The sequence below is a fragment of the Methylovirgula sp. genome (genome assembly GCF_037200945.1).
Lineage (GTDB): Bacteria > Pseudomonadota > Alphaproteobacteria > Rhizobiales > Beijerinckiaceae > Methylovirgula.
Map to the genome: position 1 here is coordinate 2,663,176 of NZ_JBBCGP010000001.1, position 22,351 is coordinate 2,685,526.

Below are 22,351 nucleotides of genomic sequence, written 5' to 3' on the forward strand. Positions count from 1 at the left end.
AACCTATGTCCGCGTCAATTCTCTTCGAACTATTCAATATGACTGTTCCCGCACCGACCGGGATTGCGACTTATTCGCGTCACGTAGTTCGCGCTGCGCGCGAGCTCGGTTTTGCTGTCGACGGCTTGTTTCACACCTATTCGAAATTAGACCGGCGAGATGATATTCTGGCGGAGGTTGGCTTCTTCGATGCCAGAAACCGAAAGATTTCGCCATTCGCCAAATATATCGAATTGAACTGGCGATGGATGATTGGCGCACCGCGAGGCTTTCGTCCTGGGCGCCTGCCGCTCTCCGGCGTTGTAATAGATGCGCGCGGCTCCGAAAGCGATTTTGCAAACTTCCGCAATGCGTACGCACTGCGCCTATTTAACGATATCGCCCGCTATCATTTTCTGCGCTACGGCAGCTGCGCGGTTGTTCATACCAAGGCGATACCGACTGTTTTTCATACAACCCAAGCAATTCCACTAAGGGTCCGGGGCGCCGCCAATGTTTATACGATCCATGACATCGTTCCGTTGCGCATGCCGTATTCGACGCTCGACCATAAGAAGTTCTTCCTCAACATGGTGCGTCATCTGGGCCGCACCGCCGATCATATCATTACGGTTTCTGAGGCGTCGCGCCGTGATCTGATCGAGATCTGTGGAGTTCCTAAGGACAGGATCACCAATACTTATCAATCAGTTGCATTTCCCGAGGCGGTGCTTGCACCGAGCGATGATGAGATCGCGAATTTTGTCCAGCAGGCGTTCGATCTCGAGTATCGCGGCTATTTCCTGTTTTACGGAGCTCTTGAGCCGAAGAAAAATATCGCTCGGCTTATTGATGGCCACCTCGCGTCAGGAACGTCGTGCCCGTTGGTAATAGCCGGAAGCCCTGCCTGGGAATACGAATCCGACCTTGCGCGAATAGAGGAAGCGCAAGGCGATAATTATCGTGTCCGGAAGGGTCGTATCCTACGGGAGCGCCGGATTCAGCGTCTGGGCTATTTGTCTCTTCCCCAATTGGTGGCACTCATCCGGGGCGCGAAAGCGGTCGTCTTCCCCTCGCTATATGAGGGCTTTGGGCTCCCGGTTATCGAGTCGATGCTGCTCGGGACACCGGTTCTCACGTCCGACGTCGCAGCATTGGAGGAAGTCGCCGGTGACGCTGCCGTATTGGTTAAGCCGCACGATGTGGACAATATCGCGAAAGGGATTCGGCGGCTCGATCAAGATCAAGATCTGCGAGAGGAGTTGACGCGCAAAGGAAAAGTGCGCGCCGCCCAATTTTCGCCCAAGGAACACCAAAGAAGGTTGGCTGCAGTTTATAAGTCTCTAGGCGTGAGTGTGAGCGCGGCTCCGTCTTCCTCAGAATGAATGGCTTCTGCGCCTCCGAAAACCTTAAGGCCTCGTCCGACTCCCGGTCCCCCACTTGAGGAATCCATGCCCGAAAATCTCTAAACATGATCCAATTTTCGTGAGGTGCTTCACCAGAAATGAGCGAACCCTAGACGCACTTTGAGGCAAGATCACAAAGTCAGGACTTACGTAGGCCTTGAAGCGCAAAATCGACTATACGCCAAAGATTCAATTCGCCGCGTTGGACGATATGTACAATACGAGACGCGATCAGGTCTGTTTCCGCATCGTCGGGATGTAGGCGGGCGGCCGCCAGCGCCCTTTCATAAGCAGCTTTCATGAGCGCCTTTTCTTTTGCATCGCATCTAAGATTGCGGAGGAGTTGGTCAATCGCCATCTTGCTGCATCGGTCATATATCAAAAACGCCAATCTGGCAGGCTCAGTGCGTTTGGGCAACTTATAGAGCTTATCGGCCATACGCAGAGGCCAGCAGACAAGGGCAATGACTTGTAGCGACCGATTTCCTGAATGTGGCCGAAGAAAGCAGCTGCCCATGATGAAGGCTGCTGCGGAGGAGAGCATGGGCCGCCAGCAGCGGCGCTTGTTCTATCTCAATGACCGATAGGACCGGCTGGCTTGGCGCTTCCGACAACAGCCAGAGATGCATCGGCAGTTATGGTCCTTTTGTTGCGGCTGGCCGGCGAAATGTAGGGCATGAATTCTGAATTACGTCCGATTGAGAGCATAAAGAAAAGACTTCACCTCGGCGAAATATTCAGGCGCACTCGTGGTTTGAAATGCAGCGGCCCCGGCGCGCGCGTCGCCAGCAAAAGCGTTCGCACTATCGCTGAGCTGCTCAATTGCCGACAGCCAACCCGCCGCGTCGATTGGATGACGAAAAATGGCGTTGCCATTGGAGGCTTCTCGCAGCGCCGGGATATCAGAGGCGACGACAGGTGTACCGGCGCTCAAGGCATCTACAACTGGGAGGCCGAAGCCCTCAGCGTGGGATGGCATCAAAACGGCGCGCGCATTGACGATTAGTTTTTTCAACGCCGCGTTGCCGAGGCCAGAGACCTCTGCAACATGAGCGGAGAGCGTGCTCGCCTGGTCGAGGACGTGCAAGATATGCTCGTTCATCCAGCCGCGCTTACCAACCAATATTAGTTTTGGTACGGCGCCACCCCGCGCGGCAAGTTCCCGCCAAATGTTCAGAATTAAAAGGTGATTTTTACGCGGCTCGATCGTCGCTATCATCAAGAAATATGGAATATCACGCAAATCGCCATCAGAGAGATCCGGTGTGCCCAGGGCGTTCAGCGTTGGAAGCAATGGATGCGCAAAAATAGGCACATGCCGGCGACCGTGTAGCGAAAGTTCTTTCTGCAGACGATTCCTCACGCTGAAGCTCGACGTGAGAAAACCGGTTCCATGTTTTAAGGCGCAATCGATCCGTTTCTGAAAAATTGCCTTATGACCGCTCGGCCAAAACTCCGGATGATCCAGCGGCAAAAGGTCGTGAATGAAGAATACCTTCTGCAGATCGCGGCGCCGCGTGAGCCACTCGAAGAACAGATCGAATTCCAGCCCGTGCTGCGCGATATTGAGATAAATTGCGCCTTCGGGAAGGCTTTGCGCTCGGTCACGTAGAAGTGACTGTTTTGCCATTCTGAGCAGGGACAGACCGTTCGCGGTGAGGGAAAGTCGAATGGTTTCGCGTTTTTTTTCGCGCGGCAAAACATTCGTCAGACCTAGGAGCCACGAGCGGATGCGCTGATATTTCTCATCGTCCTCGACCGGTAGATTTTCCTGCCAGCGACCGCCAATTGCGGCCACTATTTTTCCAACGTGCCCCGGACCAAAAAGAACAGGCTCTCCAAGACCATAGTGGACGGCCGCGGTAAGGGCGCCAGGATTATCGGAGAAATATCGCGCATAGGCCATGTCCACCTTTTCGATACCTGCGGGAGCCGGGTAGTGGACGCGGTGCGTCAAGTGGGTCACATCAAAAGCGATCGCGCGTGTCATCGTTCGGTTTCGCAGGTTGCATAGCCAAATCAAGAGCGGGCCCCCGGCGGGGCCTTAGAAATACAGGGCGCTGGCCCGCGGCGAAAGCGGCCACGCATTTAAAATAGAAAAGGTGCTTTCTGTCTTCGCGTTTGTCCGCGCTCAGTCGTCTTTTGATTAGGCCCGGGCGCAAGCCAGGACGATGACTGCTGCTCGCAGGCACGCTGGCCGGACCAGAGGCTGCATCTCTCGCAGAACAGGCTCCGGGAAGCGTCATAAATGCTTCAGAAACTCGGTTTCGTCGGCGTGTAGCGGGCGGTCGGGCGAATATCGGGCGCGTGTTATTCGCCAGGAGTGTCGAAAAGGTAGAGCGGATGTTGGAGAAAATGTCGCGTCTGGTCAGAAGTGGTTCTCCCTCCAGCATCGACGAATTAATCTCGCGTGCGGACGCGCTCAGGGATGAACGCGACTGGCCCAACGCCGCCGCGGCCTACGCGAAGGCCGTCGGCCTGGCCCCGAATCGCGCGCCTATATGGGTGCAATATGGTCATGCTCTCAAGGAAAGCGGCGACGTCAAAGCCGCGGAGGCGGCCTACCGGCGTGCGATCGATATCGACGAGGGTATGGCTGATAGTCATCTCCAGCTTGGCCATCTGCTCAAGATCACGAACCGTTGGGGCGAGGCCACCGATGCGTATATGAGAGCACTGGAACTCGATCATCTTCAAACGGACGCCTTACGAGAAATCCAGGGTCTCGCGTCTCGCGGCATATCGGTGCCCGCCCATCGGCTGGAATCGGTGATGGATCGCCTCGCAAACCTCGGCCCCGAAACCATCAAGCCCGATTCTGGGGCGTCCTTCGATGCGGAAGCTGTCGCTGCCGTATTCGAGAGGCTGCGGAAAACAGATTTAAAGCCGGAAGATGTCGCGGTCCTGGATCGTTCTATCTCGCTCTTACGTGCCTTGCCGCCCAAAACTGAATCCATTTCGGCGGAGATTCCTGATTCTGGCCTGGCGCTGGTTTTCGATGCCTCTGATCTCGTCCATCATTTTCGACATAGCCGGATCCCGACGGGAATCCAGCGCGTGCAGTTGGAGATCATCCGTGCCATCGCCTATCGCGAACAAGGCCGGGTCGAAATCTGCACGGCGTTTCACGAACGCTGGGCCCATATTCCGACCCGGCTTTTCCTTGCGCTCATCAACCTTGCGACTTCCGGCAGCGACAGCGGCGCACCAGAATGGCGTCTCGCCACGTCGCAGCTGGAAATAGCGCTCGCGTCTGATCGTAAGTATCAATTCCCGTTGGGTGCCTGTCTCATCAGCCTTGGCACGTCTTGGCAAGTCGATCACTTGCTGAAAATCCGGAATGCGAAGCGAGATCATCACATCCGCTTCATCCCATTCGTCCACGATCTCATACCCATCGTGGCGCCGCAATTCGTGGTCGGGGAACTGACACGAGATTACATCGGCTGGCTCCTGGCCATTTTTGATCATGCCGATTTATTTCTAACCAATTCCAATTCGACGCGGGCGGATCTCATCGCTGCGGCCGCCAGACTTGGGCATTCATTGCGCGAGGACGACGTCGTCGTCATCCCGCTCGATGCTAAATTCAGCAGGCCTGCCGATACCCGGGAAATCACTCAGGACCTGCTGCGGGCCAGAGGCTTGTACGGGCAGCCCTTCGCTCTCTTTGTTTCGACAATCGAGCCGCGCAAAAATCATCTGGCCGCGATCAATGCCTGGGCCGGACTACTATCCGAACTCGGGGCGCGGCTGCCGAAACTAGTCTGCGTCGGCGGACGCGGCTGGATGAATGACGACGTGTTTCAGCGCGTCGCCGCCGACGAGGAACTTGCTCGTCACGTCCTGTTTTTGCATGGCTTGTCCGATGCCGAACTTGCAGCCTGCTATGAAGGCTGCCTCTTTACGCTGTTCCCGAGCCATTATGAGGGCTGGGGCCTTCCAGTTACAGAGTCGCTTTGCCATGGCAAGGTTCCGGTGCTCTCCGACAGTTCGTCCTTACCCGAGGCTGGTGGTCCCTTTGCGGTCTATTTCGAGGCTGGCTCGCAGCCGGCGCTCGTCGAGGCATTGCGGGATTTGATCACGAACGCGGACCAGCGCCTTGGCCTGGAACGCAAGATCACTTCCGAGTTCAGGCCAAGATCGTGGCGCGAGGTGGGAGACCAAATCAGTGCCGCAATCGTGCAACGCTTCGCTGGGAGCGACCCCGCTGATGACAAGACTGGAATCGCCCATATCGAACTAGGCAGCTTCTACTCGTTCGGCCGTAACACCACGCGCCGGTTGCGGCCCGGGCTGGTCTCGGGTGAGGCTCTGCGCGCCGGGACGGAATGGCACACACCCGAAGACTGGGGCGTCTGGGCAAAAAGCGCTGCGGTCGAAATCCGGGGCCGGTTTCCCACGGGCACGCCAGTCAGGGTTCATATCGGCATCAGCGGTGTCCCCGGTGCGCCAACTTATGCCAGTGTCACGATCAATGGCCGCGAGTATTTCGACGTTCGTATCGCCGCCGCAGAAACCAAGTGGCTTCCTGCGACTTTCGTCCCGGAAGGCGACGGCGTTGTGTCGATGACAGTAAGCTCGGACCGCATCCAGAACCTGGGCTCGATCACCGATGGAGGCGATAGCCGCACAGTCGGCCTCGGTCTGCGGGGCTTCTATGCGTGCGCGGCTGCCGATATCAAGGCTCGGCTCAATTTCGCCGAAGCGCTTGCCGGCGGCATTCTCACGTCCGGTGCATGGACCAAGGAGACCGAAAGGGAGGCGTCCAAGGCAGCGCAGGACGCAATCTTGGCGCAAACGGACGCGGGAGATGTTGAAGCGGCTAACACTTCCGCGGCAGCTGGGGAGATGCCCGACCCCGACATCGGATTGCAGCCATCTGGCGGGGTAGAGATTTCGAACCGGCGCGCCGGTTGATATCAACGCGATCCCACCCTCCTGGATGACGTCGGCCGAGATTCGTTCTGGTCTCTCGCGCCAACAATCGAACGATCGCTTCGTTCGGGCGAGCGATCCGGAGAATGATGTTCAAGGTAAGAAAGTGCTATGAGCGAAATGGGTGAGTTCTAAAGCCTGGTCGCGAGTGCCGGTGATTTTGCGTGCTAAACCGGCTTACTCGATTGCTTCGGATAAAGCGGCTGCAAAAACCAGAGAAATTAGTTACAGTTCGCAAGGTGAGCGGCCAATATGATTTTCTATCACATCGTCTGTTATCACGAGTTTGATAACGTCAAAAATCTAATAAAAGCAATTTATCGAGACTCAGATTTTTATTACATAACAGTAGATTCAGAGGATCGAGATATTATCGATGACCTCGCGCGGCATTTCCGTGGCATAGTAAACGTTTCAATCTCACAATTGCACCGAGTCGTTTGGGCAGCATTCAGTCAGATTGCCGCCACCGCGAACGGCATGCGGTTCTTTATCGAGAGTACCGACTGTGACTGGTACGTTAATCTCAGCGAAGTCTGTGTGCCGTTGAAATCGTCCGACAGGATTGAGGCAATTTTCAAAGGCTTTCGTGATCGTGGCGTCCATTCCATGGTCTCACTAAAGAATTCTGCCGGTGCCGTCACATTCCCGCTGGCGCCGCGTGTCCAATTGGAAACCTTGCGTCAGGCAGACGGGTGGCAATTGGTTATGCAGGAGCGCGGGCCGTGCATCGTCGATTGCACCAACGATTGGCTTGTGAGTAATCCAAAAGCCACGTCGCTAACTGCTATGCCGCTCTTCGGATGGGGGACGCGGCAGGGTCTTGGCTCGGCGGAAATCCCAAGTACGAGGGGACTTGCAATTCGACCACTCAATCTGGAGGAAGCGCTCGCCCGAAGGCGCTTCTTTGGGAAGGTCAATTTGCGTGGTCACCGCTCATGGTTCACACTCGGCCGTGACCATGTAAGGGCGCTTTTTGCATCCGATATTTACTTCGACGCAGTCAATCTGTTTTCATCCACCTTGTCCCCCGACGAGAGTTTCTTCCAAACCGTCCTTCTGCATTTGCTTAAGGGGCAAGAACAGGAGGTTGCCGAAACAAACCTCCGGCTGTGGGAGGGCGAGCCAGGTGCGGTCGGCTTCGATCTTGTACAGAAGCATTTTGCCGACGACAGCAGTGATCTGATCTTCGGGCGCAAAATGCGAGTCGGCGACCGCGATAAAATCTGGCAATTCGTTGGTGAACAAAATCACGACGGATTCACAAGTGACGCGTCGCAACTGCCCCGCGTTAAAATGAGGGACCAGTTTTTTCAAATATCGATTGATCATTTATCCGGTGTCAGAATTTGGAACGCGCCTACTGTTGAAACCCCGGGCCGAACCATCAAGGTCACTTCGTTGCTGAATTTCCCTCAAGGACTCAGCTTCAGTGAACCCGACAACGAAATTGGCTTTCAATTAGTCGCACAAACATCCACCGGCGAGAAATTGACTCGGCGAGTGAGGATCGATGCCTTCGCAGAGAAAAGTCCTCCCGACAAGGATGGCGATTTGGTCGCCAGCCTGCGGGGCGCATACCATTTGGATCTCAGACACATCTTTGCGGGTCTGGCTTATGAAGTGGTTTCCTTATCAATTTTTGCGACCGTAAAGCATTGCGAAATGCATTGGGTGGGAAGCATTTCCTATCCCGAAAACGATGCGAGCATTTCTGATGCCGCTTCGAATGACGAGGATAGTGGCCTCTACACAAAGCTCTACGATTTGATGACTGAATGCCGGCCATTCACGCCTCCGGCGCAAAAGGTCACGAAACCTCCTTCGATCTCTCAAGCTAATTTCGACATACTTAAAAACACAGTGCAATTTGCGCTCGCGTTGAGAAAATTTGACGGCGAGCGGCCTTTGATAATTGAATCTTCGCGGCCGGGACGATCTGAACCAGACTTAAGCCTTCAGCGTTCCGTTGCGTGGACGCCAATAATATCCGGCGAATTTAATCTCCCTGCGCGATTTGCGAGTTGGCTTGGTGCCGGTCTGTTAGGTCTCTCAGCTCGCCTTGGCGATGGGCTGAGCTTTCCTTTGACACAATCTAAAATTTCCTTGTCAGAGATTGGCCCTGAAGTTGACCCCGAGCGAGCTCCTCCATACTTGGTGTTGAGCTACGATGAACTGCATCGGGTTGACTGCGTTAAATCCGGCTTCTCAGGGCCGGACGCCAACTTTTCTTGGACGATTGGGCCCGAGGTGGTGATCGACATTCCGGTTCCTCCAAGAACGAATGGAATCAATTTACGGTTAAGTATCGTAGGGGCGAATCTCGGTGAAACGGTTCCCGTCCAACGGATGTTTTTTTGGCTCGGAGCGGAGACACTGGCCACGGTTGAAATTAAGGATTTCGACCCGCGAGTGGTTACGGTCAACGTTCCGACCCGGTTTCACTCAGAGGCCAGTTCGATCACTTTGAGGATAAGCCTGCCGGAGGCACGTAGCCCAGCTTCGATGATAAGCGGTAACGAAGACGCGCGACCGCTTGGCGTCAGGATACGACGAATTTCGTTCATGGCCGCATGACCTCCACTCTACTTAGGACAATCGTCGAGTCTAAACATACCAGAGTCTCCGGTTCGCTCGTTAGCGTTGAGGTTCGAGAACAATCGCAAGGTGTCTTGCGGTCATTTTATGACCGCACGTTGAAGCTGCAGAAGAGGAACGGGGCGCAATGATGTCAATTACAGTCGACGAAGTGCTAAGCTCTCCGGCGAAGCCCACCATCGGAAAGAGTCTTATTGAGAAGATCTGGCATGGGGTAGATCCCTATCAGGGATTTCCGGTGGGGCTATATGCGGACGATCCCCAGGGATGGGGAAGCCAACATCACTATCTCGACGAAGCCGTGAAAACCCTTCGGCCAAACATTATTGTCGAAGTGGGCGTCTGGAAGGGCGGCTCGACGATAAGCCTTGCAAAGGCTCTACGGGCCTCCGAGATAGATGGTTGCGTCATATCCGTTGATACTTGGCTTGGATCCTGGGACCATTGGACGATCAGGGAATGGTTCGACAACTTAAACTTTGTCAATGGTCAGTCTCAGCTGATGCGGACGTTTATGCAAAATATCTGCGCGAACAAGCTGACGGATTATGTTGTTCCTCTTCCTCTGGATTCGATTAACGCATTCGAGGTTATCCGGCGCCATGGAATTGTGCCTGATTGTGTTCACATCGATGCGGGGCACGATTACAGAGCGGTTAGCAATGATTTGGAGATGTGGTGGTCAATTTTACGGCCGGGTGGAATTCTCATTGGTGACGATTATCAGAAAGAAGGCGGTTGGGTGGAGGTGCGCCGGGCTTTTGACGACTTCTTCGAACCGCTCGGCCTCTATCCATTTGAATGTTCGCCCAGCGGGTCTAATAAGTGTCGCATCACCAAGCCGGCAGCTTAAACCTTCGGGCATCGTTTTCGCAAAAGGTCCGCGCGTCATCCGGTAGCGTTGCGCCACGCGGCATGGGACACTCAAGTACACCCCAGGAGATCAATCGATGTCATTCGCTTGGAGTAGCACGGTAGAGGATTATTATCCGATTGAGCCGACTCCGAGATGGGGGCACGGATTGCCCGAGAATGAGCGCTTGCTTAAAGCGATGCAAAAATTCGACGAGACGTACCGGAATACCCTGGAAGAGCTTGCGTCATGTGGTGATCTTCTGAACGGTGTCCCGATCGATGTGGACGTGGCCAGGCCTGAGCTGCCAAATTGGAATAATCACTGGTTTTCTACCTTGGACGCAGCGTCGTTAGTTGGATTTATTTCCCTTCGAAAGCCCAAACTCTACGTTGAGATTGGGTCAGGGTTCTCAACGCGTTTCGCGCGATACGCAATAAGCTCTCTTGGACTAGCCACGCGGCTGGTTTCTGTCGATCCGTATCCGCGCGCAGAAATCGACGCCATCTGCGACGAAACGGTTCGGTCTTCCTTAGAAACCTGCGACGTAACCCTCTTTGACCAATTGCATGGCGGGGATATTCTTTTCTTTGATGGCTCCCACCGTGCGTTCGAAAACTCTGATGTAACCGTCTTCTTTCTTGAAATACTGCCACGGCTCAAGCCTGGCGTGTTAGTTCACATACACGATATATGCCTGCCCGATGACTATCCGCCTGTTTGGAAGTATCGACTTTACTCTGAGCAATATGTCCTGGCGGCTATGCTATTATGCCCGTCGCTTCCATTCAAAATTGTTTTGCCTAATTACTATGTCGCCACTCGGCCAACTTTTCGAGAGCTAGCCAATGCCGTTTTATCAAAATGCCCTGCGCCGGTTCCGCTTTACTACAATAACCACGGCAACATTCCCCCCGTTTCTTTTTGGATAGAGACACTTTAACGTTCGCCGAATGCCAGGAACGCAATGGGAGAAGCCGGACCAGTGGAAAGCGCTTGATGGACGCACGACCAAAGACGACAGCGTCCAGGTCGAGAACGCGTCCTCGGGCTCTTCTGAAGAGGCGAGCTTACAATATCGGTTTTGCGAATTGATACAGCGCGCGAGCGGTATCCGACGATCGAAATAGCTGACGAAGTGATCAGCTCATTTCGATTGAATTACGGGCTTTTTCGATCAGCAAAAGACCGATCACCGTGAGCCCGAGACACCAGCAGAGGACGTAAGGCAGGTTCCAATAGGTCATGACATCTTCGCTGAAGAGCCCGCAGCGAAACATTTCCATCAAATTGACGAGCGGCGAGTATTGAAGGATTTCGCGCGCTCTCGGCGGCAGCCAGTCCTGCATCGTAAACGCACCCGTGAGAGGAAGCGTGACATACATGAACGCTGGGAAAAGCCGTTCGACAACATCGTTGAGAGCGGTAAGGCCCGCTGCCGTGATGCCGAATGCGAAGCTAAACCATGCCGTAAGAAACCATGCGCCAAAAACGAGCAGGGGATCGCGTATAGGGTCGATTATGCCAAGGAGCGCCAACGGAACATAGGCGATGAAAAAGGTCGAGAGGCATGAGATCGTCTCAAGCACGCCGTGCGCCATGAACAAGTCAAAGGCCTTGACGGTACTGTGAAACAATACATTCATGTTGTGGTGCAAGACGTGAACAAAGCCCTGGCTCAGATGCCGGAACATCGTCAACATGGAATAGGCACTGAGCGCAAAGGCTGTGATCGACAAATTGCTGTGCTCGTGGCTTTGGAGGTTCCAGAGGATCATAATGGCGATCGTGAAGGCCAGCGGTTCGGCGACGACCCAGAAGAAGCCCAGGTTTTCGTGCCCATATCTTTTCAACGCATCGCGAACCAGAAGCGCATGGATGACACCGAGCTGAGAGCGGAAATTATTTGTCATTATTCATGGCCCTTCGTCGAAGTCGATCAATTTGAAATTGTGCTCGGTGCTCACTGAATACCAAAAAGCCGAGGCGTTGCCGATTTCATTCGCACGACGTCGCTGGTCCCTGTGATCACATTTGATGATCCCGCATTTGGATGCCCGTCAGGTTGCGCCCATCCTTGAGATGACCCGAAAAGGGCCGGCCATATCAAGACGATTTGGTTATGACGAACCCGAAACAGGTCGAGGCAAAGCCATCTATACTTAATTTGAGATGGGCCGGCTCGCCGGCCCATTCACGTAGACGGTCTGGCCAATCATGGGCAAAAGGCGGCAGATCGATGAAACGATCGAGTGGTTTCGTTCCAACATTGAAATCCAATGGCGCAATCTTATGACCGAGAGCGTGCAATCTTGCTGCTAAAGCCTCGAAATGGCGGCGTTGGAAGAGGACGGTCGGCCAATTGTCCAGAGTGCGTTCATCGTCAAGAAAATTGAACTCGGTCGTGTGAACGGCGACGCCGCCTGGCCGCAGCGTCTCGATTGACCCGACGATAAAATCAAGGCCTTTTTCGATTGATCCCAAATGTTCCAAAGCGCAAATTGACCAACAGAAGTCGAAATTGCGTAGATCGTCTGGCATGTCATTCATATCGACGAAGCGCAGGCTTACCCTTGCTTCAAAGGTCTCGCGGTTTAGCAAGTGGGGCTGGAACATTGAATCGAGCGTGGAGGCATGCTGCCCGCTCTCAAGCCAGCCGCGCGCCACTCTGCTTTGCGGCGGCAAATCTGTTGCGATGACATCCACATTGCGGGCGGCAAGATAACTGGCGATCGGTTCGGCCCCGCAGCCAAAGCCGAGCCCGTGTCGTCCGGCGCGCAGCATATCGGTATCGTGAAGTGCCTGTAGAACGTAGGCGAACTCCCACAATTTACGATGGAATATTACCGGGATCCTAAGCTCCTGAAACCAATACGCGGCCCATTCACTCTCCAAATCGGTTTGGGTCGATGGTTTGGAGGGAAGGTCCTTATGAATCGGCTGTAAGTTGGTGCGCGGCGGTATCGCCTCTGCAACTTGCTTGGCAAGCTCATAGCCAAAGAATTTGATGTTAAGTGCAAGATTGTGCACATCGCGCAGTTGCGTGCTCGCGGGACTGACATCCAGCCTCGACCTGGGCGGGGCACTGATTAGCCAAAAGAGTTCTTTGACGCGCCGTCCGAATGGAAAGCGGCCTTTTTTTACAGGTGCCATTGCGGCTGCGACGCTGAAAGGAGAGATCGCGCGACGTTAATGCCCGCGCGCACTCCGGTCAAAACTTGAAAGCACATTGCGGGCCGTAGCATTGGAATTTCGACCGCGAACAGCGGGCGAACTCGAATATTCGTGGCACACGCGGCTTCACTGTGACCTCATGCCAATTGAGCGGGAAAGGGCATCAATGCCGGCGCTGACCCCGCTTCCATTGATCGCACTTGCGTGAAAGTGCATCCTGCACCGACGCTCCGACCGGATCGCTCACCGGTCTCCTCAGAACTGCCGCGGCCCAAAACGGCCGAAGCATGGAACATCCGGAACCAAGACAAACAGGCTAAGCTAATTGCTAGTTAAGGCAAATATAAATATAAGCTTATGCGACGGGAAAGATTAAGCTGCAGGCAAGTATGAAGGAAATGTGACTTCAAAAATGCGCTTATCGTTTTCGCTATATACATTGCTTATTGAGTAAACCGCTGTGGCTTGGCAAAGCTTTCAAACATTCTCTGGACGGACCTGGGGGCGATGGAACTCGGGCGGCCTAGGGGCGCTTGCTCCGGCTGTCGCGAAGGCGCGGAGACGGGACTTTTTTGTCCGCGCCGCGTTTCTCTTCGTCGTGTTAATTCCCAATGTCTGCGCAAGCTTTTATTACCTCGTGCTTGCGTCGCCCCAGTATGTTTCGGAGGCGAAATTTATCGTTCGCGGCGTGTCGAGTTCACGAGTCTCCGGGCTTGATGCTTTTTTCAATGTTTTTGGGATCTCGCGTGCGGTGGACGACACGAATATCGTTGGTACCTATATTCTGTCGCGAGACGCTGTCAAAGCTCTCTTGGCTCGCGTTCCGTTGCGCGAGATTTTCGCACGGCCCGAAGGAGATTATTTCGCAAAATTCCCGCGATTGTGGGAACGTGACGATTTTGAATCGCTCTACAGATTTTATCTGCAGCGGGTGACTTTGGTTGAGGATAGCTCCAAAGGCATATCGACCCTGCGCGTTGCGACCTTTCGGCCTGAAGATTCTGTTCGAGTCGACAGAGAACTCATTTCGCTTGCCGAAGATGTTGCCAATCGCATGAATTTACGGGCGCAGCGGGACACGATCGCCGAAACGCAAAAGGATGTCGACGACGCCGAGACGAAGGTGATTGCGGCGCAAGCAGCACTGACGGAATTCCGAAATCGCACGCTCCTCATTGATCCGACGCGCAAGTCGGATTCGGAGCTATGGACGACTGCCCAACTTTGGGGCGACCTGACGCAAACCCTCGCACAGATTCGCGAGGACTCTTTGGTTTCTCCAGCGGCGCCTGAGGAATCCGTCCTCACGGCCAGAGTTGACGCTTTACGCGACCGGATCGCGGCGGAGCGCGAGAGAGTAAGAGGCGGCGGTGAAGCGCTTGGTAAGAACGTCTCCGATTATGAGAGTCTCACTCTTACTCGCGGCCTTGCCGATAAGAGCCTTGCGGCGGCTATCGACTCGCTTGAGCTCGCAAGGCAGGAAGCAAGAAGACAAGAGCTTTATATCGAAGAGGTTTCGACGCCGAACAGTCCCGACGAGTCGACGGAACCGGAGCGGTTGCGGGCGATAGCGACCGTATTCGTCCTTACCTTCTCGGTGTTCAGCGTGCTTTGGATTCTATCTGTCGGCGTCAGGGAGCACGAACAGTGATTTCCGATCTTACTGCAGCATCGTATAGGCTCTGATTTGTCGCAGGCGTCCCAGTTTTCCCCGCCCTTGATCGAGGAAATCGAGCTTACCCCGCTCGAGTCTCGTGGCGCGCTTGTCGAATTTTTCGAGGGGCCACACAAGCCGCGAAAACCAGCCTTCCTGCGTGGCCTCCACGATATTCTATTCTTTGTTGGACTTCCCGCAGCGGTGGCGTTCTTCTATTTTTTTATCGTCGCTGCAAACTATTATGTCTCGGAGGCCAAGTTCGTTGTGCGGACTAATGGCGGCAATCTACAAGGTCTCGAATCACTGGTTCAGAGCCAAGGCATGTCTCGATCGAGCGACGAGACCTATGTCGTCGATGAATTTCTCGATACGCGTGATATGGTCCGTCAACTCGTTAGGGATGATCATCTCCTGGAAATCTTCAATCGGCCGGAGAGCGACATAATTACGCGCTTCCCTAATTTCTATACACGGAACGATTTCGATCGGCTCTATCGGCACTACCAGAATTGGACTCACGTCGACCTTAACGAAGGAACGGCTATTACGACAGTTCGTGCCGATGCCTATCGACCACAGGATGCGCGCACGTTGCTTTCCGCGATACTTCGGCATGCCGAGCAATTCATCAATCGATTGAACGTTCGGGCGCAGCAGGATGCCGTACGGTATGCGAATCTTTTCGTTGATGAGGAGCGTCAAAAAGTCGCCAATGTCGAGGCGCGTCTGACGCAGTTTCGAAATGCCAGTGGATCCATAGATCCTTCTAAAGAGTCGCTGGTCGCAATAGAGACGATTGGGCAACTTGAGACGCAGGTCGCTAAACTTGAGGCTCAGTTCCAGCAACAGACCGCGATGATGCCTTCGAGCCCCGGTGCAATAGATTTGAAGCTCAAAATAAAATCCTATCGAGACGAAATCGACCAATTGCGAAATCGAATCGGCGCCGGGTCGGGAGCCACGGCGGCAAATCTGGCTAAGTTCGAGAGTTTGGTGCTTGAACGGGATCTTGCTGCAAAGTCTCTGGAGGCCGCTCAGAGCAATCTCAACAACGCGGACCAGGGAGCGGAGCAGCAACATCTTTATTTGGAGACAATCAGCGAGCCAAACCTTCCAGATACGCCGGAACGACGCGAGCGGTCTTTGTGGTTTCTGGGAATTGTCGCCGTTTCGGTTGGGATTTGGTCCGTGCAACGCTCGCTGCGGCGTAGCGCAACGGAGCACTCGGCGTCGTGACCGTAAGGACGAACGGTGTGTCTTTAGGCCACCGTCAAGGCGCGGGCCACTTGGTCGCGCAAGACTTGTCACTACCATCCGCGGTGCAGCACGGCGAGGAACAGCGGCCAAATCCGTCAAGCAAATCTGGTGCGCGACGCTTTATCGTAGAAAACGTGGTGAAAGAATATGAGACGCCCATAGGCGTACGCCGCGTTCTCGATGGAATTAGCTTTGGCATCGGCTCCGGAGAGAAGATCGCAATCCTCGGCAAGAATGGGGCGGGCAAATCGACCCTGATGAAAATCATCGGTGGTGTCGAACCTCCAACTTCGGGCCGTCTGCATAGGGGTCTTTTCACGTCTTGGCCCCTCGCTTTCGCTGGCGGCGTTGAAGGCAACATGAGCGGGCTCGATAATGTTCGCTTTATCGCGCGACTCTATCGCTGTGACGTGAACGATATGATCGCGTTTGTGGATGATTTTGCCGAACTCGGAAGAAGCCTGTCGCTGCCTGTTAGAAATTATTCTTCCGGAATGAGGATGCGACTCGCCTTTGCTTTGACTTTGGCGGTAGATTTTGAATGCTTTCTCATCGACGAGGTGCTCGCTGTTGGCGATCAGCGATTCCATCGCAGATGTTACGATGCTCTCTTTGTTCAAAGGCTACATCGTTCCATGATTCTAATTAGTCACGATCTGGAGACGATCAGACGCTTTTGCTCTAAAGCCCTCATTCTGAAATCGGGACGCGGGCGCGTCTTTGATGATATTGACTTGGCAATTAAAATTTATGAGACGCTTTAGTCGTCATGCCGGTTGATGTTGTTAACCGGGCGGCGGAAGCTAACTGAGAAGGAAATGGCGTCCTTAGTAAGCTGCTGGTCGCTGTTTATCAAGGTCTGTCTTCAGCTCTAATGTCTAATAAACCATTGGTCGGTCCGCCGTCAGGTCAAATGAGTTTTCTGAATAATCTCCTCAAAAATAGCTTTCTCGGCAGAAAGCTCGACGAGATCGCGGCGCGTCTGGCTGCCCTCGACGAAGTCCGGGCGAGGCTCGCGGCAGTCGAACTGAAACTCGATCGTTTAGAAATATTCAGCCATGGTGCCCGGGCAACCTATGTCGGTGGCAATCGGGTCCTCACGAAGACAGTCGTTGCCGATCGTCAGATTGCCTATCTCGTGGAAGCCGATGATCGACTTCTAAGCCCCTGGTTTATTGTTGCGGGAGGTTATGAGACGGAACTGACGAATTTTTTCGTTTCGGCTCTTAAGCCGGGCAGCCATTGCATAGATGTCGGTGCCAACTTTGGTTATTTCACCGGCCTGATGGCGCGTTTTTGCCCCCAGGGTCGCGTCATAGGTATTGAGCCCGACGCTCATGTTTTCGAGCTTGCTCGCGACAATATTTTTATCAACGGATTCGGTCATGCCGAAGTCATTCATGCGGCTGCCGGAAAGCACGACTTTGAACTGACATTACACCGGCGCAACACGCGGTCTGCCAATACCAGCATAGCGAAGCTTCCCGCTGAATTCATCGAGAGTATGGGCGAGGCGCCAAGCGAGCCCTTCACAGTAAAATGTATTCCAATCGATGATCTTTTGCCGAGGCTGGGCGGCCGCGTCGATTTTATGAAGATCGATGTCGAAGGTGCGGAGCCGCTCGTTTTCGAAGGCGCCGAGAAGACTATTGCGGCTAACCCCCAGATTAGAATTGTGGTCGAGTGGTCGCCAGGTCAGCTTATCGCAGCGGGCTTCGAAGTTTCGAGCTATCTTTCAAGTTTGGAATCGATGGGGTTGATGCCGTTTGATATCGAACCAGACGGTAGCCTCAAGGCGCTGTCGTTTGAAGAGCTCTCGCAGTTGCCTTATCGAGCAGGGGTGGTATTGAAACGGCCGGACTGAGATCGGCGGCGACAGGTTCCGGTCTGGATATCGTCACTTGATCCAGGATCAATATCCCCTCGATTGCACCTTCCATGATCGCGATCCGAAGCTGGATTGGATCGCGCGGTTCGGTGACCGCGAAAGAAAGTTTGAATTCATACGAGCCTCGTGCGGGCAGCCTAGTCCTTCTTTGGACGACGACGTTGAGGCCGGCCATGACCTCGATATTGAGTTGGTTGCCAGAAGAATTCTCGAAAACACGGAATTGCGCCGCAAGAATCCACTCGCCGGTCGGCAGATGAAAATAGGGTCCGTAGAAGAGGATGCGTGCCGGGCCTGTGAGCTTGATTTCGTCAGCAAGCGAAATATCCGTTGGCGCGCCGAGTTGGTCGACGCCTAGGAACAAAGATCGCGGCCAGATGAATGATTTGACCGCACTGCCGTCATAAATCGAGGCGAAGGGGGCCAATGAGCAGACGAGATCATCGGAGAGCGGTAGCACCGTAAAAGCGTTCGCTGCGCTCGTAGCTGAAGGCCTTGCCGGAATCTCCGCCGGAAACGGCACGTTTGCCAGAATTCCGGCAATTTGCTCGTCATCAACGGGCAGAGAGAAGAACTCGGCGGCTCTGCGAAGTAGTGCGTCGGGGGGTTGATCCCGGGACAAAATGATCAGGCTGGGACAGGCGAGCGCGATGTCATGCAACGTCGAGAAGCTGGCCGATACCATTCTGGCAGCTGATATCGGCGTCTGGGCCGAGAAGGCTATGCAATGGATCGCGACGGCGACGGGGTCTTCGTGCAGAAAGATCGTCGGCCCTTTATTCTTGGCAAGAACGCGCGCAAGATCGACATCGGGGAAATCCGCGAACAGCATCACATTTTTTGTTTTCCGCTGATGCCAGTCCAGACGAAATTGATCCATCGTCGTGACGCGAATGTAATCCAGCTCGCCGAGCGCGGCTTCGGCAAGCGATCGGATCGCAGAAAGCGCCCAAGCGGCAAATCGCGAAGGCGGAGCTAGGACCGTTAGAAGCAACGGCGGCGCTCCAAGTTAGGGCGTTTATGTAGGCGCTCGGCGGCGTTACGCCGCTCTTGCCGCCGCAAAGCATGTTTTTCTCGCAGAATCTCCGTCATCTTTTTCGTCTTCTTCACGATAGGTTTTATCAACTCACGAGGATTATATCAAAGCCGGGATGTTTGTCTGGCGTGCAAAGATCGGCACTCGTCGTCTGTCAACGCCATGATATCTAAAACCATGCCTTCTTCAGGCAATTCCACATGGTCTATTTCGGTGTAGCTGTGATCTAGGATTTTAAGTCGAGGTATGGCGCTGCCGCGCTGATCTCAAGGAACGGAGGGGACCGCGCTGCGACGACGAATGCCCCTTTGTGACGCGTTATCCCGTAATACCAACCCATTCCTCGATGAACGGGTGTCAGCTCCCGTTGGATCCAGCGCCGATTCACAGGTCCATCACAACGTATACCCAAACTGACGCAGATAGGGCGAAAAAACCTTGGTCATATCGTCCCGGGTTTTGCGCGGCAGGCGGCGCCATTTGCCGCTTTGCGCGTCGCCGACGTGGATATTGTGAATATGGGTGATACGATCATATTTCGATGCGTTGGTCTCGTCGATGCGTTCCGGGGAGAGGTCGGAAACGCATGCGGCGAAGGCGCGCACCGCTTCAGTGCGATATTCATCGAAGAGTTTGGATGTTTTAGCGGCATCGACGGTCACGCCGAGGCACAAGGCGATCTTGTCCACCGCTGCGCGCTGATCAAAAAACCGATCTTCATATTTCAGCACGAGATCGGCGTCGTTCAACACGCCTGCCATGCGGCGGCAGTCGCGCAGCAACCAGTGCACCGTATGTTGCAGGGGCGTACGAAATCTTTGCGCCATGGACAGAGCGGCGTCACGCGGATCGCGCAGACTAAGGATCTTCGTGGCTTCATGTGCCCGCAAAAAAGCGTCAAATTCCGGACTGCCATGATGCGATTTGATCACAACCGGCGTCTCTGGGCCGAAATCACTCGGCAAATCCTCGACCCGATCGGCGTAACAGGCCTTGGCGGCATCGACGCCGTGGGTTGCGAGCAAAAGCTCGCGGACGATATTGTAAACCCAGGTCGATGCGCTACCATGCAGGCCGATCGTCGCGACGATCGAGGCCTTGCTCGTAGGGGCGAGCGCAAAATCCTCCCTTACCATAAAGCTTTCCCTTCTGATCCCAATCAAAAGGAAAAGCTTTGGCAAAGCAAGATTAACGAACGCATTCGTTAGTTAGCCGCGGCTTGTGCAGATTGGCGGACTCTTTATCCAAGCTCATGACAATAATTGAGTGGTCTGCTTCCGGTGGTTTGGCCTGCGCGCTAGGCGGTCGGCGAGCCAAGCCTGTGGATCGATCTCGTTCAACGTGCGAAATCTCCATCGGCGCATATCGGTCTCCACGAAAGAACGAAGTAGCGACGTACTTCGTCGTTACAGCCGACGAGCACGATAAAGCTCATGGTTTCCAAGGGATTATAAAGATACGGGCTAGCGATATGGATTGCCGGAAAGGCTCCAGAGCGGGTAGGGGCGATCTTGCGGAAGAATGCCAGGCTGATGCTGTTCACCATAGTCGCCGTGTGCGGCGGCGCCCGTGCCGGGAATCCCGCCTGAACTGCCGCCCCAATAGCCCACGTCGGTTGCGCCTGTGCGACCGAACCACCAGGGTTGAGCGTAGCTGGCGGCGGGCTCGGCGTAATACCCGCGCACGCCACTTGCCCGAGAGAAACCCGTCAAATGCCTAGCATGATAATGGTCGCTCGCCATGTCCCGAGCATATGCCGTCGCACCGAGGCCGATCGAGAGCGCTGACACGGCAATTCCGAAAGCTGACTTGTTCATGCGCATCCTGACCTCTTTTCGGCGATTACCTTGTAATGCTCTTTGTGTCGTCCACGTTCCGCTGCAGCGAGAATTCGTATTCTGCGAGACCCTTCGCGAAGCTTCCCTCCTTCAACCAACACGGCTATCAAAGATTTTGCAGATATCGGCCTCGTGCCGTTTTTATCAAATAAATACGAATTCACATTTAAGACGGCCCTTCCCGCGCCGAGTGCGAACTATCGAGGTTAAGGTGGAACATAAGCCGGAACAATTCCTTTTGAGCCTCATTCGAGTTGCTATCGCAATCCCAATCGCGTGTTTTGCAGGGCGCGGGTGCGACACATCCAGAGCCGTGGCCAAGTTCCTGCAAATATAACTGTCAAACTGTACGTCTAACTTGCCCTGGGAACTGTGCGAGCCGGTTTCGAGGATTGGTTGGAGACGTCCATGCAATTAGCAAAAGCAAGCAGCGTCGCGCTGCTTTTCAGTATCATTCTGGTCTCAATATCACCGGCACAGGAGCAGGCGACAACGCTGATCGCCGCCGGCGCAATTGCGGATTCTGTTACAGCGGCTGATACAGATCCCACCTATAACGCGCTCTTGAAACGTGAGCACGGAGATTTCGTCCGTGCGCTTCAGACCAAGGGCGAGACATTATCGCAGCAGGTCATCGATAAAGCGCGGCAGAGTTCCGCATTAGCCGACCTCGAATGGCTCAAGGCGAGCGGCTATGATTTCGCAACCAAGGCCGCTCAAGCCGACGGCATCAAGATCCTATCGCCGTTCATCACCTTGCCGCGCTGGATCTTGGATCAAAATGACATCATCGCCACTGAGATCAATCATGACGCCATCGCGGCTCAGCAAGAGCATGCCCTTTTCGACGCCGATGAAGTTCCATTTCTATTCTTCCCGGCGGAAGCCTTGGGGGCGAGACTGGGTGACGCGTTTCTCCGGGCTTATGAAAAGGGTGAAATTAAAAAGGCCGCTGCCCTGATCAAGGCGACGGAGGTGAGCACCGGCGCCGCCAAGAGCTATTTCAACTATCCACGGCCGTTCCTGATCGACGGCAATTCCATCGTTCTGGTCAAGGACGCCTATGTCGCCAAGGATGGCGCTCCTTATGGCGCGACCGGCGGAGCCTTCCCGAGCGGCCACACCAATACCGGTTACACTGACGGTCTGCTTCTCGCCGAAATGCTCCCGGAGCGTTTTCTGCCGCTGATCGCCCGCGCTGCCGGTTATGGCTATTCCCGCATCGTATTGGGCGTCCATTATCCTCTCGACGTGATCGGCAGCCGGATGATCGCCGAACGCAATGTGGCGCATTACCTTAATGATCCAAAATATCATGCGTTGTTCGTCGAAGCGCGTGACGAGCTACGCGGAGCGCTCGAGAAGGAATGCGGCGAGAAGCTCGCGGCGTGCGCGAAGCCGAGTGACGCCAAATCGGATCCCTGGGGAGCCCCAGCTCAGCGCATCTTTTATCGCTTCACCTTGACCTATGATTTGCCCCAGATCGGAACAAAGGACGCGGCGATGCTGGTGCCGGATGGCGTCGAGGTCCTGCTCGAAACACTCCGTCCCGACTTGCCGGTGGCCGAGCGTAGGGTGATTCTCCGCAGCACGGAGCTTGCCTCCGGATATCCTTTGGATTCCCAAAACTCGGAAACAGGCTTCTGGCAACGGATCAATCTCTATGACGCCGCGCTGGAGGCCGAGCAGCGCTGAACGATCACATCCTTGAGCGGTTCAAGTTGAAA

Annotated in this window: 17 protein-coding genes; 10 read left to right on the top strand and 7 right to left on the bottom strand. The window is 54.6% G+C overall.

The genetic code is table 11. The annotated features are described in order from the left end of the window. The first annotated feature begins 5 nt into the window (after positions 1–5). Positions 6–1,364, top strand: a complete 1,359-nt coding sequence (locus WDN02_RS12995) for a glycosyltransferase family 1 protein (RefSeq protein WP_337293896.1) — start codon at positions 6–8, stop codon at positions 1,362–1,364. A 160-nt stretch (positions 1,365–1,524) separates the two neighbouring features. On the opposite strand, the gene WDN02_RS13000 is transcribed toward WDN02_RS12995, so the two are convergent. Together WDN02_RS13000 and WDN02_RS13005 are read right to left on the bottom strand one after the other, a co-directional pair. Next, positions 1,525–1,824, bottom strand: a complete 300-nt coding sequence (locus tag WDN02_RS13000) for a hypothetical protein (protein ID WP_337293897.1) — start codon at positions 1,822–1,824, stop codon at positions 1,525–1,527. A 249-nt stretch (positions 1,825–2,073) separates the two neighbouring features. Next, entirely contained in the window at positions 2,074–3,375 is a 1,302-nt protein-coding gene (locus WDN02_RS13005; protein WP_337293898.1) for a glycosyltransferase family 1 protein, read from the bottom strand. 365 nt (positions 3,376–3,740) lie between these two features. Between WDN02_RS13005 and WDN02_RS13010 the strand changes: the two genes are divergently transcribed. From WDN02_RS13010 to WDN02_RS13025, 4 genes are all read left to right on the top strand, one after another. Then, positions 3,741–6,305, top strand: a complete 2,565-nt coding sequence (locus WDN02_RS13010) for a glycosyltransferase (protein ID WP_337293899.1) — start codon at positions 3,741–3,743, stop codon at positions 6,303–6,305. A gap of 270 nt (positions 6,306–6,575) precedes the next feature. Continuing rightward, the gene (locus tag WDN02_RS13015) at positions 6,576–8,900 is read left to right on the top strand and encodes a beta-1,6-N-acetylglucosaminyltransferase (RefSeq protein ID WP_337293900.1); all 2,325 of its coding nucleotides are present in this window, start codon (positions 6,576–6,578) and stop codon (positions 8,898–8,900) included. 148 nt (positions 8,901–9,048) lie between these two features. Continuing rightward, positions 9,049–9,774 carry a class I SAM-dependent methyltransferase gene (locus WDN02_RS13020; RefSeq protein WP_337293901.1) on the top strand — a complete coding sequence of 242 codons (726 nt, stop codon included), beginning with the start codon at positions 9,049–9,051 and terminating at the stop codon, positions 9,772–9,774. Between the two features lie 97 nt (positions 9,775–9,871). Then, positions 9,872–10,717, top strand: coding sequence for a class I SAM-dependent methyltransferase (locus WDN02_RS13025; RefSeq protein ID WP_337293902.1), 846 nt, complete (start codon positions 9,872–9,874; stop codon positions 10,715–10,717). A gap of 199 nt (positions 10,718–10,916) precedes the next feature. Here WDN02_RS13025 and WDN02_RS13030 read toward each other — a convergent pair whose 3' ends face one another. Both WDN02_RS13030 and WDN02_RS13035 read right to left on the bottom strand, forming a co-directional pair. Beyond that, complete coding sequence (locus WDN02_RS13030) at positions 10,917–11,687, bottom strand: ABC transporter permease (RefSeq protein ID WP_337293903.1); 771 nt, start codon at positions 11,685–11,687, stop codon at positions 10,917–10,919. Positions 11,688–11,880: 193 nt separating this feature from the next. Beyond that, entirely contained in the window at positions 11,881–12,804 is a 924-nt protein-coding gene (locus WDN02_RS13035; RefSeq protein ID WP_337293904.1) for a hypothetical protein, read from the bottom strand. A gap of 895 nt (positions 12,805–13,699) precedes the next feature. Between WDN02_RS13035 and WDN02_RS13040 the strand changes: the two genes are divergently transcribed. The 4 genes from WDN02_RS13040 to WDN02_RS13055 all read left to right on the top strand — a co-directional run bounded on the left by WDN02_RS13040 (position 13,700) and on the right by WDN02_RS13055 (position 17,726). Further along, positions 13,700–14,599, top strand: a complete 900-nt coding sequence (locus WDN02_RS13040; protein ID WP_337293905.1) for a hypothetical protein — start codon at positions 13,700–13,702, stop codon at positions 14,597–14,599. A 66-nt stretch (positions 14,600–14,665) separates the two neighbouring features. Next, entirely contained in the window at positions 14,666–15,841 is a 1,176-nt protein-coding gene (locus WDN02_RS13045; RefSeq protein WP_337293906.1) for a hypothetical protein, read from the top strand. Positions 15,842–15,891: 50 nt separating this feature from the next. After that, positions 15,892–16,626: an ABC transporter ATP-binding protein gene (locus WDN02_RS13050; protein WP_337293907.1), complete on the top strand. Its 735-nt coding sequence runs from the start codon at positions 15,892–15,894 to the stop codon at positions 16,624–16,626. 125 nt (positions 16,627–16,751) lie between these two features. Beyond that, the gene (locus WDN02_RS13055) at positions 16,752–17,726 is read left to right on the top strand and encodes an FkbM family methyltransferase (RefSeq protein ID WP_337293908.1); all 975 of its coding nucleotides are present in this window, start codon (positions 16,752–16,754) and stop codon (positions 17,724–17,726) included. Here the strand turns inward: WDN02_RS13055 and WDN02_RS13060 are convergent. The 3 genes from WDN02_RS13060 to WDN02_RS13070 all read right to left on the bottom strand — a co-directional run bounded on the left by WDN02_RS13060 (position 17,653) and on the right by WDN02_RS13070 (position 20,603). Then, on the bottom strand, positions 17,653–18,744 hold the full coding sequence (locus tag WDN02_RS13060; RefSeq protein ID WP_337293909.1) for a hypothetical protein: 1,092 nt from the start codon (positions 18,742–18,744) through the stop codon (positions 17,653–17,655). The two genes, WDN02_RS13055 and WDN02_RS13060, sit on opposite strands and share 74 nt — an antisense overlap. Before the next feature lie 437 nt (positions 18,745–19,181). Further along, positions 19,182–19,922, bottom strand: coding sequence for a hypothetical protein (locus tag WDN02_RS13065; protein WP_337293910.1), 741 nt, complete (start codon positions 19,920–19,922; stop codon positions 19,182–19,184). Positions 19,923–20,249: 327 nt separating this feature from the next. After that, positions 20,250–20,603 carry a hypothetical protein gene (locus WDN02_RS13070; protein WP_337293911.1) on the bottom strand — a complete coding sequence of 118 codons (354 nt, stop codon included), beginning with the start codon at positions 20,601–20,603 and terminating at the stop codon, positions 20,250–20,252. Between the two features lie 429 nt (positions 20,604–21,032). On the opposite strand from WDN02_RS13070, the gene WDN02_RS13075 reads away from it, so the two are divergent. Further along, complete coding sequence (locus WDN02_RS13075; RefSeq protein WP_337293912.1) at positions 21,033–22,319, top strand: phosphatase PAP2 family protein; 1,287 nt, start codon at positions 21,033–21,035, stop codon at positions 22,317–22,319. Positions 22,320–22,351: the final 32 nt, after the last annotated feature.

What these genes read in the sequence shown, in the direction of transcription:
- WDN02_RS12995 (WP_337293896.1), top strand. Translation starts at nt 6, where the DNA reads ATGTCCGCGTCAATTCTCTTCGAACTATTCAATATGACTGTTCCCGCA.
- WDN02_RS13000 (WP_337293897.1), bottom strand. Translation starts at nt 1,824, where the DNA reads ATGGCCGATAAGCTCTATAAGTTGCCCAAACGCACTGAGCCTGCCAGA.
- WDN02_RS13005 (WP_337293898.1), bottom strand. Translation starts at nt 3,375, where the DNA reads ATGACACGCGCGATCGCTTTTGATGTGACCCACTTGACGCACCGCGTC.
- WDN02_RS13010 (WP_337293899.1), top strand. Translation starts at nt 3,741, where the DNA reads ATGTCGCGTCTGGTCAGAAGTGGTTCTCCCTCCAGCATCGACGAATTA.
- WDN02_RS13015 (WP_337293900.1), top strand. Translation starts at nt 6,576, where the DNA reads ATGATTTTCTATCACATCGTCTGTTATCACGAGTTTGATAACGTCAAA.
- WDN02_RS13020 (WP_337293901.1), top strand. Translation starts at nt 9,049, where the DNA reads ATGATGTCAATTACAGTCGACGAAGTGCTAAGCTCTCCGGCGAAGCCC.
- WDN02_RS13025 (WP_337293902.1), top strand. Translation starts at nt 9,872, where the DNA reads ATGTCATTCGCTTGGAGTAGCACGGTAGAGGATTATTATCCGATTGAG.
- WDN02_RS13030 (WP_337293903.1), bottom strand. Translation starts at nt 11,687, where the DNA reads ATGACAAATAATTTCCGCTCTCAGCTCGGTGTCATCCATGCGCTTCTG.
- WDN02_RS13065 (WP_337293910.1), bottom strand. Translation starts at nt 19,922, where the DNA reads ATGGTAAGGGAGGATTTTGCGCTCGCCCCTACGAGCAAGGCCTCGATC.
- WDN02_RS13070 (WP_337293911.1), bottom strand. Translation starts at nt 20,603, where the DNA reads ATGAACAAGTCAGCTTTCGGAATTGCCGTGTCAGCGCTCTCGATCGGC.
- WDN02_RS13075 (WP_337293912.1), top strand. Translation starts at nt 21,033, where the DNA reads ATGCAATTAGCAAAAGCAAGCAGCGTCGCGCTGCTTTTCAGTATCATT.